This window comes from Actinoplanes utahensis (assembly GCF_016862455.1).
Taxonomy (GTDB): Bacteria; Actinomycetota; Actinomycetes; order Mycobacteriales; family Micromonosporaceae; genus Actinoplanes; species Actinoplanes utahensis.
Map to the genome: position 1 here is coordinate 45256 of NZ_BOMZ01000050.1, position 14265 is coordinate 59520.

12 protein-coding genes are annotated in these 14265 nt (G+C 70.9%); 5 read left to right on the plus strand and 7 right to left on the minus strand.

All coding sequences use genetic code 11. From position 1 onward, the window contains the following. Positions 1–144: 144 nt before the first annotated feature. Positions 145–1890 carry a carboxypeptidase regulatory-like domain-containing protein gene (locus Aut01nite_RS19225; RefSeq protein WP_152628744.1) on the plus strand — a complete coding sequence of 582 codons (1746 nt, stop codon included), beginning with the start codon at positions 145–147 and terminating at the stop codon, positions 1888–1890. Positions 1891–1955: 65 nt separating this feature from the next. Here the strand turns inward: Aut01nite_RS19225 and purL are convergent, their stop codons facing one another. From purL to purS, 3 genes are read right to left on the minus strand one after another with little or no spacing between them, the layout of a single operon-like run. Continuing rightward, complete coding sequence (gene purL / locus Aut01nite_RS19230; RefSeq protein WP_043525707.1) at positions 1956–4421, minus strand: phosphoribosylformylglycinamidine synthase subunit PurL; 2466 nt, start codon at positions 4419–4421, stop codon at positions 1956–1958. Beyond that, positions 4418–5128: a phosphoribosylformylglycinamidine synthase subunit PurQ gene (gene purQ / locus Aut01nite_RS19235; RefSeq protein ID WP_043525708.1), complete on the minus strand. Its 711-nt coding sequence runs from the start codon at positions 5126–5128 to the stop codon at positions 4418–4420. Before purQ ends, purL begins: the two co-directional genes overlap by 4 nt. Next, the gene (gene purS / locus Aut01nite_RS19240) at positions 5125–5379 is read right to left on the minus strand and encodes a phosphoribosylformylglycinamidine synthase subunit PurS (protein WP_043525709.1); all 255 of its coding nucleotides are present in this window, start codon (positions 5377–5379) and stop codon (positions 5125–5127) included. Before purS ends, purQ begins: the two co-directional genes overlap by 4 nt. Positions 5380–5601: 222 nt before the next feature. Between purS and Aut01nite_RS19245 the strand changes: the two genes are divergently transcribed. Then, positions 5602–6282 (plus strand): S1 family peptidase, encoded by a 681-nt coding sequence (locus tag Aut01nite_RS19245; protein WP_043525710.1) that lies wholly within the window; start codon positions 5602–5604, stop codon positions 6280–6282. A gap of 54 nt (positions 6283–6336) precedes the next feature. Here the strand turns inward: Aut01nite_RS19245 and purB are convergent, their stop codons facing one another. The 3 genes from purB to Aut01nite_RS19260 are packed head-to-tail and all read right to left on the minus strand — an operon-like array spanning position 6337 to position 9520. Beyond that, positions 6337–7758, minus strand: a complete 1422-nt coding sequence (gene purB, locus Aut01nite_RS19250; protein WP_043525711.1) for an adenylosuccinate lyase — start codon at positions 7756–7758, stop codon at positions 6337–6339. Beyond that, positions 7755–8999 carry an MFS transporter gene (locus Aut01nite_RS19255; protein WP_043525712.1) on the minus strand — a complete coding sequence of 415 codons (1245 nt, stop codon included), beginning with the start codon at positions 8997–8999 and terminating at the stop codon, positions 7755–7757. The genes purB and Aut01nite_RS19255 overlap by 4 nt, the downstream gene beginning before the upstream one ends. Further along, positions 8996–9520, minus strand: coding sequence for an ArsR/SmtB family transcription factor (locus Aut01nite_RS19260; RefSeq protein ID WP_052163817.1), 525 nt, complete (start codon positions 9518–9520; stop codon positions 8996–8998). Before Aut01nite_RS19260 ends, Aut01nite_RS19255 begins: the two co-directional genes overlap by 4 nt. A gap of 129 nt (positions 9521–9649) precedes the next feature. Between Aut01nite_RS19260 and Aut01nite_RS19265 the strand changes: the two genes are divergently transcribed. Beyond that, on the plus strand, positions 9650–10102 hold the full coding sequence (locus tag Aut01nite_RS19265) for an SCP2 sterol-binding domain-containing protein (RefSeq protein ID WP_043525714.1): 453 nt from the start codon (positions 9650–9652) through the stop codon (positions 10100–10102). A gap of 127 nt (positions 10103–10229) precedes the next feature. Here the strand turns inward: Aut01nite_RS19265 and purD are convergent, their stop codons facing one another. Continuing rightward, positions 10230–11471, minus strand: coding sequence for a phosphoribosylamine--glycine ligase (purD, locus tag Aut01nite_RS19270; RefSeq protein WP_043525715.1), 1242 nt, complete (start codon positions 11469–11471; stop codon positions 10230–10232). Positions 11472–11563: 92 nt separating this feature from the next. Between purD and Aut01nite_RS19275 the strand changes: the two genes are divergently transcribed. Together Aut01nite_RS19275 and Aut01nite_RS19280 are read left to right on the plus strand one after the other, a co-directional pair. Then, positions 11564–12856, plus strand: coding sequence for an adenylosuccinate synthase (locus tag Aut01nite_RS19275; RefSeq protein ID WP_043525716.1), 1293 nt, complete (start codon positions 11564–11566; stop codon positions 12854–12856). Further along, the gene (locus Aut01nite_RS19280; RefSeq protein WP_043525717.1) at positions 12856–13803 is read left to right on the plus strand and encodes a diacylglycerol kinase family protein; all 948 of its coding nucleotides are present in this window, start codon (positions 12856–12858) and stop codon (positions 13801–13803) included. The genes Aut01nite_RS19275 and Aut01nite_RS19280 overlap by 1 nt, the downstream gene beginning before the upstream one ends. Positions 13804–14265: the final 462 nt, after the last annotated feature.

Sequence of the window (14265 nt, forward strand, 5' to 3'; positions counted from 1 at the left end):
ATACGACCCGACTCCCCGGTAACGGACCCCGCCCTGGGTCGCGCAAGTGACGTATGACAAGGCATAGTTGCCGACGGTGTACACGTCGTGGGATCCGCCGGACATCAAAGAATCCGGGGACCGCGCGACCGGAAGGCGGTGGACGTGACGACGCACCTACGAGCCCGGACGGCCCAGGCCGGTGCGTTCCTGGCGCTGGTCGCCGGCGTGGTGGCCGGTACACAGACGGCTGCTCTGGCAGACCCCCCAACCGTGGAGATCAACGCGGCCAACGAGGCCGAGTCCGGCTCCACTCTATCCGTCTCCTACACGGTTAGTAACCCCGCCGGTCCGGATGGTAACGAGGGTGAGGGCCAGGGCCAGCAGGCCCCGGAGGCTGACGTCCAGGTCAACACGAACGGCGCGACCTGCCGTGGCGCCTGCGGCGGCGACCGGGTCGCCGACGGCAGCTCCAACACCTTCGACGCGACGCTCAAGCTGCCGACCGTCGACGCCGGCCAGTCGCGGCAGGTCACGTTCACGGTCCGCGTGGTCGCGGGCGACGAGCGGGCCGAGCGGAGCGTGACCATCAACGTGAAGGGCCCCGAGGCGCCGACCACGGTGCGCTCGGTGTCCGGACGGGTCAAGGACGACTCCGGCGACCGCGTGTCCGGTGTCCGGGTCGTCATGCAGGACAGCCAGGGCCACCAGTACACGACCGACACCAACGGCTCCGGCAGCTACTCGTTCAACTCGTCGGACTCGCAGCCGATCGCGGCCGGCAGCATCAAGGTCGCGGCCGCCAAGGACGGCTACAAGGCCGCCTCGCTGACCGTGCAGGGCACCGCGGGCAACACCGTGAACGTCCCGCTCACGATCACGAAGGTGGCGGCGCAGACCAGCTCGCCGACGCCCTCTCCCAGCGCGACGAAAAGCGCGCCCGCCTCCGCGGCGCCCGTCGACGAGGAGACCGCCGGCGACGAGGGCGACAACAAGGCCAACACCATCGACACCACCAACGCCGCCGACAACGCCGATGACGAGGGCGCCAACTGGCTGCTGATCATCATGGGCGCGCTGCTCGTGGCGGCCGGCATCGGCGCGATGGCGCTGGTCTGGATGCGGCGCAAGAAGGCCGAGGAGCTCAGCAGCGACACCGGCATCGGCAAGGCCGTCCCGGCGGGCGCGGGCTTCGACGCGACCCGGGTCGCCGCGCCGGTCGGCGCCGGCCGCGCCGGCAACGACGCCACCATGATCGCTCCGGCCGCCGGCATGGGCGGGGCCAGCCTCGCGGACGCGCCCACGATGATCCACCGACCGGCCGCGCCGGTCGAGGACGAGTTCCCGGACCCCTACGGCGCTCCGCTGCCGCCCAACGGCGGTTACGGCGGCGCGACCAACCAGTGGGGCAACGAGGCCGGTGGCGGCAACTACGGCGGCGCCACGCAGCCGTACGGCCAGCAGGCCGGCGGTTACGGTGCGGCTCCCCAGGCCGGCGGGTACGCCGACGGCGGCCAGCAGCGCTTCGACGAGCACACCAGCATGTACCAGCCGGACCAGCCGCAGCGGTACGACGAGCACACCAGCATGTACCAGCCGGATCAGGGCAACGGGTACGGCGGCGCCGCCTACAGCGGTGACGGTTACGACCAGGGTGGGTACGACCAGCACGGCAACTACGCCGGCCAGGGCGGGTACGACCAGGGCGGTTACCCGCAGCAGGGTGGGTACGACCAGCACGGTGGCTACCCCCCGCAACAGCAGCAGGCCGGCTGGGACGACCAGCACGGTGGGTACCCCCCGCAACAGCAGCAGGCCGGTTGGGACGACCAGCAGCAGAAGGGCTGGAACGCTCAGCAGCAGCAGGGCGGGTACGACCAGCGGCGCCCGAACCGGGACTGGAACGACTGACCTCGTACCCCGGAAATGATTAAGGCCCCCGCATCAGCGGGGGCCTTAACTGTTTGCGGCGGTGATCAGGCGTTGGCGGACGGGTCGATCGGACCGCCCGGCGCCTGCGGGCTCAGCTCCAGCGTGACCGAGCGGACCACCTCGGTCGCCGGCGCCTCGGCCGTGGTGATCTCCTCGACGACGGCGTTCCGGCTGACGGTGCCGCCGAAGAGGTCACGCAGCGTGGACGACCACGCCTGGCGCACCTCGTCCAGCGGGATCGAGAACTGACCCTCGACCTCCAGCGTCCGCTCCTCGGTGGTGACACCGACCGCGGTGACCGGCACGCCGTGCTCGGCCGCGATGGCGAGGAACGCCTTGTCGTGACCGCGCGGCACGGCCACCAGGGCCCGGCCCGCCGACTCGCTGAACAGCTGGACGAACGCCGAGTTGGCGTCCGCCGGGAGAGTCACCTTGGCACCCACGTCGTACCGCAGGGTGCTCTCCACCAGGACCTGCGCCAGGCCACCGTCGGAGAGGTCGTGCGCGGCGCTGACCAGACCGGCCTTGGAGGCCCGGGCCATCACCTTGCCGAGCGCCTGCTCGGCCGCGAGGTCCACCTTCGGCGGGCGGCCGCCGAGGTGGTTGTGGGTCACCCAGGCCCACTCCGAGCCGGACAGCTCGTTGCGGGTCTCCCCCAGCAGGAAGAGCAGGTCGCCACCGGGCTTGCGGAAGCCCATCGGGATGCGGCGGGCCACATCGTCGAAGACGCCGAGGACGCCGACCACCGGGGTCGGGTGGATCGCGGCGGCGCCGGTCTGGTTGTAGAAGCTGACGTTGCCGCCGGTGACCGGGGTGCCGAGCTCCAGGCAGCCGTCCGCGAGACCACGGCAGGCCTCGGCGAACTGCCACATCACGGTCGGGTCCTCGGGGGAGCCGAAGTTGAGGCAGTCGGAGATCGCGATCGGCTCGGCGCCGGTGACGGCGACGTTCCGGTACGACTCGGCGAGCGCGAGCTTGGCGCCCTCGTACGGGTCGAGGCGGGCGAACCGCCCGTTCCCGTCCACCGACAGCGCCACCCCGAGGCCGGTCTCCTCGTCGATCCGCAGCACACCGGAGTCCTCCGGCTGGGCCAGGACCGTGTTGCCCAGCACGTACCGGTCGTACTGCTCGGTGACCCAGGTCTTGTCGCAGAGGTTCGGCGAGCCGGCCATCCGCAGCAGGGTGGCCCGCAGCTCGTCGCCGGTGCTCGGCCGGGGCAGGGTCTCGGCCCGGTCGGCCTGCAGCAGCAGCAGGTCGTTCGGCTCACGGAACGGCCGGTTGTAGACCGGGCCGTCGTCGGCGAGCGAACCCGGCGGCACGTCCACGACGACGTGGTCGTTCCAGGTGATCAGCAGCCGGCCCGGGGTGCCGTCGGCGGCGGCCGCGGTGACCTCACCGATCGCGGTGGCCCAGACGCCCCACTTCTCGGCGACCTTGAGGACCGCGTCGAGGTTCTCCGGGGTGACGATCAGGAGCATGCGCTCCTGCGACTCGCTGGCCAGGATCTCGGTCGGCGACATGGACGCCTCGCGCAGCGGGACCCGCTCCAGCCAGACCCGCATGCCGGTGCCGGCCGCCGCGGCGGTCTCGGTGAGCGCGCAGGTGAGGCCGGCGCCGCCGAGGTCCTGGATGCCGGAGACGAGGCCGGCGTCGTAGAGCTCGAGGCAGCTCTCGATCAGCAGCTTCTCCATGAACGGGTCGCCGACCTGCACCGACGGGCGGCGCTGCTCGGCTTCCTCGTCGAAGGTGGCGGACGCGAGCACGGAGACACCACCGATGCCGTCCCGGCCGGTCCGCGCGCCCAGCAGCACCACGATGTTGCCGGTGCCGGTGGCTTCCTTCTTCTGCAGGCGCTCGACCGGCAGGACGCCGATGCTGAGCGCGTTGACCAGGGGGTTGCCCTGGTAGCAGGGGTCGAAGACGATCTCGCCACCGATGTTCGGCAGGCCCAGGCAGTTGCCGTAGCCGCCGATGCCCGCGACGACGCCGGGCAGCACCCGGGCGGTGTCGGGGTGGTCGGCCGCGCCGAACCGCAGCGGGTCCATCACCGCGATCGGCCGCGCGCCCATCGCCAGGATGTCGCGGACGATGCCGCCGACACCGGTCGCCGCGCCCTGGTACGGCTCGACGTAACTGGGGTGGTTGTGCGACTCGACTTTGAAGGTGACCGCGATCGTGTCGGAGATCTGCACCACACCGGCGTTCTCGCCGATGCCGGCGAGCATCCGGACGTTCTTCGGTGCCTTCTCGCTGAACTGCTTGAGGTGCACCTTGCTCGACTTGTACGAGCAGTGCTCGCTCCACATGATCGAGTACATCGCGAGCTCGGACGCGGTGGGCCGCCGCCCGAGGATCTCGCGGATCTTGGCGTACTCGTCGTCCTTGAGGCCCAGATCGCCGTAGGGCTGAATCTCGTCCGGCGTCTTCTCGGCCTGCTCGACGGTGTCGGGACCGTCGGATCCGCTGACGAGCACGTCGGTCGCAGCGAAACCGCTCTGCTGCGTGGTCACTGTTGTCCCCCTGCGAGCTGACCGCCCGCGGACGACCCGGCCAGGGCCCGCAGGACGGAGGTGAAGAAGCCGAGGCCGTCCAGCGACGGGCCGGTCAGCGCCTCCACGGCGTGTTCCGGGTGCGGCATGATGCCGACGACGTTGCCGGCCTCGTTGGTGATGCCGGCGATGTCGCGCTGCGAGCCGTTCGGGTTGCCGTTGATGTACCGGGCGATGACCCGGCCCTCGGCCTCGAGCGCGTCGAGGGTGTGGGTGTCGGCGACGAAGCAGCCCTCACCGTTCTTCACCGGGATCAGGATCTCCTGGCCGGCGGTGAAGCCGTTGGTCCAGGCGGTGTTGGTGGCCTCGACCTTGAGCCACTGGTCCCGGTTGCGGAAGTGCAGGTGCTGGTTCCGGGTCAGCGCGCCGGGCAGCAGGTGCGCCTCGCAGAGGACCTGGAAACCGTTGCAGATGCCGAGCACGGGCAGACCGCCGCGTGCCGCATCGATGATGGACTCCATCACCGGCGCGAACCGGGCGATGGCGCCGCAGCGCAGATAGTCGCCGTAGGAGAACCCGCCGGGCAGGACGACGGCGTCCACTCCATGCAGGTCGGGGTCGCCGTGCCAGAGGCGGACGGCCTCGGCGCCGGCAAGACGGGCGGCGCGGGCCGCGTCCCCGTCGTCGAGCGAACCCGGGAAGGTGACCACACCGATCCGCATGGTCAGGCGACCTCCGCCGCGGCGGCTTCGACGCGGATCTCGAAGTCCTCGATCACCGGGTTGGCGAGCAGCTTGTCGGCGATCTCCCGGGCCCGGTCCAGGTCCGGTTCTCCAGCGAAATCGATCTCGATCCGGCGGCCGATGCGAACAGATGAGACATCGGTGACGCCGAGCCGGGGCAGCGCATTCGCCACCGCTTGACCCTGCGGGTCCAGGATCTCCGGCTTGAGCATGACGTCGACCACGACGCGAGCCACGGGCACTCCTGACTGATAGGTGTAAGCAGGCGAAGCCTACCCGGTGAACCTCGCACGGAAGCCGGGGGCCGGTTTCCGCGGCCGGACGTCAGGGTCATTGAGCAGGCGTGCGGGAACATCCCACAGTGATATGTATCGATTGGATTCTGGACGGGGGACGAACCGCGACTTAGGTTGCATTCGTCGATCTCGATGCGAGCATCCCCGGAAGGAATTCTCGACGTGCGCATACGACTCCTGGCCGCCCTCACCGGCGTGGTCGCCGCCCTGGTCGCCCCCACCACCGCCCAGGCCGCGGACCCCGACGTCACCCCGTACATCATCGGCGGTGGCACCGTCTCCTCCGCACCGTGGGCCGCCGCGATCTTCGCCAACGGCGCCTTCACCTGCTCCGGCACGATCATCTCGGCGAACTACGTGCTCACCGCCCGGCACTGCGTGGGCAGCTCGATGTCGGTACGGGTCGGCAGCGTGAACCGCGCCTCGGGCGGCGTCACCCGTACCGTCGCCTCGTCCTCGACCCGCTACGACCTCGCGCTGCTCCGCCTCAGCACCTCGGTCAGCACCACCTACATGCCGCTGTCCAGCGCGTACCCGCCGGTCGGATCGACGAACAACATCTACGGCTGGGGCATGACCTGCTACTCCGGCTGCTCGGCGTCGCCCACGCTGAAGACCGCCACGGTCCGGGTCACCTCGACCAGCGCGACCGACTACTACGGCGGCCGGGCGCTCGCCAGCACCCGGATCAACGGCAACGCGTGGCGTGGCGACTCGGGCGGTCCGCAGGTCTACAACGGCGCCCAGGTGGGCGTCGCGTCGACCGCGGACGGCACGAGCAACCAGTACTACGGCAGCGTGGCCTACAACCGGGCCTGGATCACCTCGATCGCCGGCGTCTGAGAACGAGCGTGTGGAGTTCGGCCGCTGTTCGCGCCCGGACTCCACACGGGGCGATCAGAGAATCGGTGCGGGTGCGTACGCCGCCGCCGCCGGGTGCTGAGCAACGATCTCGGCCACCCGGTCGGCCACGGCACGCACCTGCGCCGGCGCCGCGCCCACGAAAGCGGCCCGGTCCGCGACGAGCGTGTCGATCTCGGCGCGGGACAGCTGCAGCCGGCCGTCGGCCGCCAGACGGTCGAAGAGGTCGTTGACCGCCGCGCCCTTCTCCCGCATGGCCAGGGCGACGCCGACCGCGTGCTCCTTGATCACCTCGTGCGCGACCTCCCGGCCGACGCCCTTGCGCACCGCCGCGACGAGCACCTTGGTGGTGGCCAGGAAGGGCAGGAAGCGGTCCAGCTCACGGGCGATCACCGCGGGGTACGCCCCGAACTCGTCCAGAACCGTCAGGAACGTCTGGAACAGCCCGTCGGTGGCGAAGAACGCGTCCGGCAGGGCCACCCGGCGCACCACCGAGCAGGAGACGTCACCCTCGTTCCACTGGTCGCCGGCCAGCTCGCCGACCATCGACAGGTAACCGCGGACGATCACCGCGAGGCCGTTGACCCGCTCCGACGACCGGGTGTTCATCTTGTGCGGCATCGCCGACGAGCCGACCTGGCCCGGCTTGAAGCCCTCGGTGACCAGCTCCTGGCCGACCATCAGGCGGATCGTGGTGGCCAGCGACGACGGCCCGGCGACGATCTGGGCGAGCGCCGAGACCACGTCGAAGTCCAGCGACCGCGGGTAGACCTGGCCGACGCTGGACAGCACCCGCTTGAACCCGAGGTGCTCGGCGACGCGCTGCTCCAGGCTCTCCACCTTGCCGGAGTCGCCGTCGAAGAGGTCGAGCTGGTCAGCGGCGGTCCCGACCGGGCCCTTGATGCCGCGCAGCGGGTACCGGCCGATCAGGTCGTCGAGCCGGTCGTACGCGATCAGCAGCTCCTCGGCCGCCGACGCGAACCGCTTGCCCAGCGTGGTGGCCTGCGCCGCGACGTTGTGCGACCGGCCGGTCATCACCAGGTCGGAGTGCTCGATCGCCAGCGCGGACAGACGGGACAGGGCGGCCACCACCCGGCCGCGGATCAGCTCGAGCGACGCCCGGATCTGCAGCTGCTCGACGTTCTCGGTCAGGTCGCGGGAGGTCATCCCCTTGTGAATCTGCTCGAAGCCGGCCAGCTCGCTGAACTCCTCGATGCGGGCCTTCACGTCGTGCCGGGTGATCCGCTCGCGAGCGGCGATGGACGCCAGGTCGACACGGTCGAGGACGGCCTCGTACGCCTCGACGGCGCCCTCGGGCACGTCGACGCCGAGATCACGCTGAGCCTTCAGGACCGCGAGCCACAGCTGGCGCTCCATCCGGATCTTCTCCTCCGGAGACCAGAGAGCGACGAGATCGGCGGAGGCGTACCGGGCGGCGAGCACGTTCGGGATGGTCACGCCGGGGATTCTTTCACGGTCGCCGGGACGTCCTCCGGCAACCGGTGACGCAGGGTACGGACATCGCGGCTGATCAGCATGGCGGCGATGGACAGGAACATCAGCACGGCGGCCCCGATCAGGGTCGGCCGCAGCCCCGCCGACTCGGCGATCGGCCCGACCGCCACCTCGCCGACCGGCATGGCCAGGAACGAGCCGAGCATGTCGTACGAGTAGACCCGCGCCAGTCTGTCCGCCGGCACATGCTCCTGCATGGTCGTCTCCCAGGCGATGCCGAACTGCTCCAGCCCGATGCCGGCGACGAACCCGGTGACCAGCAGCACCGGCACGCTCGGCCAGACACCGAGGGCCAGCATCGGCAGGGTGACCAGGCTGCACGAGACACAGCCGAACAGCAGCAGGCGCCGTACCCGCAGCCGGATCGCGATCACCGCGCCGACCAGCATCCCGGCGGTCTGCGCGGCGAGCACCAGACCCCACGCCTGCCGGCCGAACGTCTGATCGGCGACCACCGGGCCGAGCACGTGGGCCGACCCGGCCCAGGCGACATTGCCGACACAGGCGCAGGCCACCACCACCCAGAGCCAGGTCCGGGAGCGGAACTCGACCCATCCGCCACGCAGGTCCGACAGGATCCCGGACCGCTGGCGGGCCTCGGCCGGCGGCAGGCGCAGGAACGCGAAGAAGAATGCCGAGAGCGCGAACGAGACGGCGTCGACGGCGATGCCCCAGCCCGGCCCGACCAGCGCGACGACCACTCCGCCGAGTGGCGCGCCGACGATCATCGCGCCGTTGGAGCACATCCGGTTGAGCCCGTTCGCCTGTTTCCGGATGTCCTCCGGAACCGTCTGCGGCACGATCGCGGCGGTGGCCGGCAGCGCCACCGCGGCGACGACGCCGTTGACCGCGGAGATCGCGATCAGCAGCGGCACGGTCGCCGTCCCGGTCAGCACCAGCACGGCCACCACGGCCTGGGTGGCGGCCGCGGCCAGACCCGCGCCGACCAGCACCAGCCCACGCGGCAGCCGGTCCGCCACCACGCCGCCGAAAAGCAGGAACAACACGTTGGTGAGAGTGCGTGCGCCGACCACGAGCCCGAGGTCGCGAACCGAGCCGGTCAGATCGAGCACGGCGAAGGAGAGGGCAATCGGCGCGAAGGCGTTGCCCAGGGCGTTGACCGTGCGCCCGGCCAGCAGCAACCGGAAGTTGCGATGCCGCAGTGGGATGAGGACGCCGCTCACCGGGTCCTCATCTCGAACATCGCGACCGTGGTGCTGGTGCGGGTAGTGCCCGGGGTGTGCGGTGGCCGGGCCGCCTCGTGCAGGTCGCCCAGCGCGGCCCGGATCCGGTCGCGGATCTCCTCCCACTTCGCCGGCTCGACCCAGAACTCCCCGTCACCCAGCAGGCCGATTCCCGGCCAGTGTCCCTCGGCCGCCCTGCGGATCAGCTCGTTGGCCGCGGCCGGGAAGAGCACGCGTTTCTCGTCAGGTGTGAACGTGCCCCGGTCGGACCGGACGTCGTAGCGGTACCGCTTCGCCACACCACCGCGGATCTTCTCCTCCCCGGCCACCACGATGAGCCCGCCGGCAAGCAGATTGCGCAGGTGATAGCTGGCGTTGGCGTGCGTCAGGCCGAGCTCGCGGGCGATCTCCGCAGCGGTCATCGGCGCACTGGTGAGTAGGGCCATGATCTGCAGACGGACCGGATGGGCCAGGGCGCGCAACGCCGCCTTCCCACCCGGCTCGGCATCTCCCAAAGACATGCTTGGGAGTCTATGAACAGGGCGGGTCGACTGTCCAACACTTATTTGGGGGTGGCACACTGCACGAAGTAACGGGATTCTCGCTAAAGTTACCGGCGAGTAAACCGGCGGACTTCGAAAGGACTACTGATGACTGATTTCAGCCCCGAGTCGCTCTCGGCGATCGGCCCGAAGGAGTTCACTCAGCTCGTCAAGTCCACGCCGGACTCGAAGATCGCCGAGGTCATGTCCTCGGAGAAGCGCACCAAGATCCTCGACGAGGTCTTCAACCGGATGCCGACGCTCTTCCGCCCGGACCGCGCCGGCGACACCTCGACCGTGATCCACTGGATCCTCACCGGCGGCCCCGAGGGTTCCGCCGACACTTACGAGACGGTCATCGAGAACAAGACCTGCACCGTCACCAACTCGCCGGCCCGCGACCCGAAACTGGCCATGACCATGGACGCGGTGACCTTCCTCAAGGTCATCGGCGGCACCGGCAACCCGGTGATGCTGTTCATGACCGGCAAGATCAAGACGAAGGGCGACGTCACGCTCGCCACCAGCATTCCCAAGCTCTTCGACATCCCCAAGGGCTGATCACCGCGCACTCGATGCGAGAAGGTCCGGGCACGTCGTGCGCCCGGACCTTCTCGATGTCGTACGACCTTCTCGATGTCGTACGACCTTCTCGATGTCGTACGACCGGAGCAGGGCCCCGTTCCCGTCAGAGAGTGATCTCGCCCCGCAGCGCCTTCAGCGCGATGTCGGTGCGGTACTGCGCGCCGTCCAGCCGCACGCCCTCCACCAGGGCGTAAGCCGCCTCTCGGGCCGCCGCCAGGTCGGCGCCGGTGGCCGTCACGCTGAGCACCCGGCCACCGGCCGAGACCAGTGCGCCGTCCGCGTTCCGCGCGGTGCCGGCATGGATGACCCCGGGCCGCTCGGCGCCCTCGATCACGTCCCCGGTCCGCGGCACCCCCGGGTAGTTGTGGCCGGCCACGACGACGGTGACCGCCGAGCCGTCCCTCCACCGCAGCGGTTCGTGCCGGTCCAGCGTGCCGGTCGCGGCCGCGTGGAGCAGCCCGGCCAGCGGCGACTCCAGCAGGGCGAGCACCACCTGGGTCTCCGGGTCACCGAACCGGGCGTTGAACTCGATCACCTTCGGGCCGTCCGGGGTCAGCGCGAGCCCGACGTAGAGCAGGCCGGCGAACGGCGTACCCCGCCTGCGCATCTCGGCCAGGGTCGGCTCGACGGTCTCCCGCAGCACCCGCTCGGTCAGGTCGGCCGGCGCCCAGTCCAGCGGGGCGTACGCGCCCATGCCGCCGGTGTTCGGCCCCTCGTCACCGTCGAGCAGCCGCTTGAAGTCCTGCGCCGGCATCAGCGGGGCGACCGCGGTGCCGTCGGTGACCACGAACAGCGACACCTCGGGACCGGGCAGGAACTCCTCGAGAACGACCTTGCCGCACGCCTCGGCGTGGATCAGGGCCTCCTCGAGGTCGTTCGTCACGACCACACCCTTGCCGGCGGCCAGGCCGTCGTTCTTCACCACGTAGGGGGCGCCCAGCTCGTCGAGCGCGGCCCGGACCGCGTCCATGTCCGAGCAGGCGAAGGAACGGGCGGTCGGCACACCGGCGGCGGCCATCACCTCGTTGGCGAACGCCTTCGAGCCCTCCAGCCGCGCGGCGGCGGCGGACGGGCCGAAACAGGCGATGCCCTTGGCCCGCACCGCGTCGGCGACACCCGCGACCAGCGGGGCCTCCGGGCCGATCACGACGAGATCGGCGCCCAGTTCGACGGCGAGCGCGGCGACCGCGGCCGGGTCGGTGGGTTTCACCTCGTGCAGCTCGGCATGCTGGGCGATGCCCGGGTTGCCCGGCGCGGCGGCCAGGAAGTCGACGGACGGGTCGGCGGCTAGTCCGACAGCGAGCGCGTGTTCACGCCCGCCGGAGCCGATCAGAAGTACGCGCACGACGGCCCATCCTACCTGCGTCGGCGTCGCGTAAACTTCGGCAGTACCCGGGGTCCTCCGCGGTACGACCTTGGGGAAAGGCATATCTAAAAGTGCCGGTGATCGTGTTGGTCGGCGCCCAATGGGGCGACGAGGGCAAGGGTAAGGCGACGGACCTGCTGGGCGACCGGCTGGACTACGTGGTCAAGTTCAACGGTGGCAACAACGCGGGCCACACGGTCGTCATCGACGGCGAGAAATACGCGCTGCACCTCCTCCCGAGCGGGATCCTCTCCCCGGGGGTCGTGCCGGTGATCGGCAACGGCGTCGTCGTCGACCTGAACGTGCTGTTCCAGGAGATCGACGGCCTGGAGGCTCGCGGCATCGACACCTCCCGCCTGCGGATCAGCGCGAACGCGCACGTCATCGCCTCGTACAACCGCACTCTCGACAAGGTCAGCGAGCGGTTCCTCGGCGCCCGCCGGATCGGCACCACCGGCCGCGGCATCGGCCCGACCTACGCCGACAAGATGAACCGGATGGGCATCCGGGTGCAGGACCTCTTCGACGAGTCGATCCTGCGGCAGAAGGTGACCGCCGCCCTGGCCATGAAGAACCAGGTGCTGTCGAAGATCTACAACCGCAGCGCGGTCAAGGGCGAGGAGGTCGTGCAGGAGCTGCTCTCCTACGTCGACCGGCTCCGGCCCTACGTGGCCGACACCGCCCTGGAGCTGTCCCAGGCCATCGACGAGGGCAAGGTCGTGCTCTGCGAGGCCGGCCAGGCCACCCTGCTCGACGTGGACCACGGCACCTACCCGTTCGTGACCAGCTCGAACGCGACGTCCGGCGGCGCCTGCACCGGCGCCGGCATCCCGCCCACCCGGATCGACCGGGTCGTCGCCGTGCTGAAGGCGTTCACCACCCGCGTCGGCGAGGGCCCGTTCCCGACCGAGCTGCACGACAAGTTCGGCGACTACCTGCGTGAGGTCGGTCACGAGTACGGGACGACCACCGGCCGGCCCCGCCGCATCGGCTGGCTCGACCTGGTGATCGGCCGCTACGCGCAGCGCATCAACGGGGTCACCGACTTCGCGATGACCAAGCTGGACAACTACGACGGCCTCGACGAGATCCCCGTCTGTGTGGCGTACGAGGTGAACGGCGTCCGTTACGACGAGATGCCGGTCAACCAGACCGACTTCCACCACGCCACGCCGGTCTACGAGACCCTCCCCGGCTGGAAACAGGACATCTCCGGCTGCCGCAAGTTCGAGGAACTGCCGCAGCAGGCGCAGGACTTCGTGGAGTTCGTCGAGGCCCGGCTCGGCGCCCGGATCTCCATCGTCGGCGTCGGTCCCGGCCGTGAGGCCGTCATCGAGCGGCACTCGGTGCTCGGCGGCGTCTGATGTACGACGTCATCCTCCTCAGCCTCGCCGAGGGCTCGGGTGACGGCTGCGGGTCCGGGTGCGGCGGCTGCCAGTCCGCCTGCGCCACCCCGCGGACCCCGGTGCTGGCCTGCGCGGACGCGCTCCGCGAGGCCGGCGCCCGGGTGGAGACCGTCCTGGCCGGCTCCGACTCCGAGATCGACGACGTGCTGGCCCGGCTCGACGGCCCGGGCCGGCCGGACGGCCTGACCTGGCCGGATCTGGACAGCAAGGTGCGGCTCGTGGTGGCCACCGCCACCGACGGCCAGCTGCGCGCGGTCGTACGCCGGCTGGTCCGCCGTTACGCCCCGCCGCCCAGCAAACGCCCCGGCGACCTGGCCATGTCCCGGACCGTGCCGGACCTTCCGCCGCTCGCGATCCTGCCGCTCGACCCGGGCAACCGCGAGGACCTGGCCGCCCAGCTCGGCCTCCCGCGGACCCCCGCCGAGGTCGCCGCCGCGGTCATGACCGGCACGACGCGCCGGCTCGACCTGCTCCGCAACGACGGCGGCTCGGTGACTCTGGACGGCGCCCTGCTCGGCGGCGCCGACGACGACGGCCGGGCGGTGCCGTGGCGCGGCCGGGTCGAGGTCGACGACACCGTCCTGACCGACGGCGAGGAGGCGGTGCTGGCCTGCGCGATCGGCAACGCCGCCGGCTACGCCGAGTTCGACGGCCTGCGGCTGCTCGCCGACGGCGACCCCACGGACGGCCGGGTCGAGGTCTCCGTCGCGGTCCCGGTCATCGTCAAACAGCGTTTCAAAGGCACGAGGGTACGGGTGGAGGTCCGCCGGGCCCGCGGACGAGCCGTCTCCGTCCTCCCGCGCGAAGGGGAACTGCAGTTCCTCGACGACGGGGTGGCAGGATCGACGAGCCGGAAGCGGTCCTGGTGGACCGAAGCGGGGGCCTGGGCGGTCTACACAGGCTGACGTCCACAGGTTTCCACCGTGGGTGGATCCTGTGTCACCCTGGACGGGCTCGCCAAGATTGCCTGGTTACGGGGAGGTTCATCCGTGGAGGAGCACGCCGACCACGTCCGCGTTCCCGGGGCCGAGCCCTCGGTCCGGGAAGTGGAGCCGTTCTGGGCCGACGAGCCCGAGACGCCGGGGCCTGGTCCTGCCGTGCCACCTGGCGTTCCGGGGCCGTCGCCGCAGATGGTCGAGGTCGAGCCGGGGGTGTACCGGCCGGCAGCGGATCCGTCCCTGCCACCCGGAGTGCACGTGCCCGCCCCGCGGCCACCGGCCGACCCGATCTCGCCGCCGCCGCCGCCGCCGGTCAACGCTCCGGTCGGCTCACCGTGGGCGCAGCCTTTCGTGCCGCCGCCGCAGCCGCGCCCCCACACTTCCCAGGTCCCTCACCAGCCGCCGGCACCTGCCCCGGGGCCGCGGGCC

Coding starts and splice junctions, on each gene's coding strand:
- Aut01nite_RS19260 (WP_052163817.1), bottom strand. CDS start 9,520: ATGTCTTTGGGAGATGCCGAGCCGGGTGGGAAGGCGGCGTTGCGCGCC.
- Aut01nite_RS19265 (WP_043525714.1), top strand. CDS start 9,650: ATGACTGATTTCAGCCCCGAGTCGCTCTCGGCGATCGGCCCGAAGGAG.
- Aut01nite_RS19280 (WP_043525717.1), top strand. CDS start 12,856: ATGTACGACGTCATCCTCCTCAGCCTCGCCGAGGGCTCGGGTGACGGC.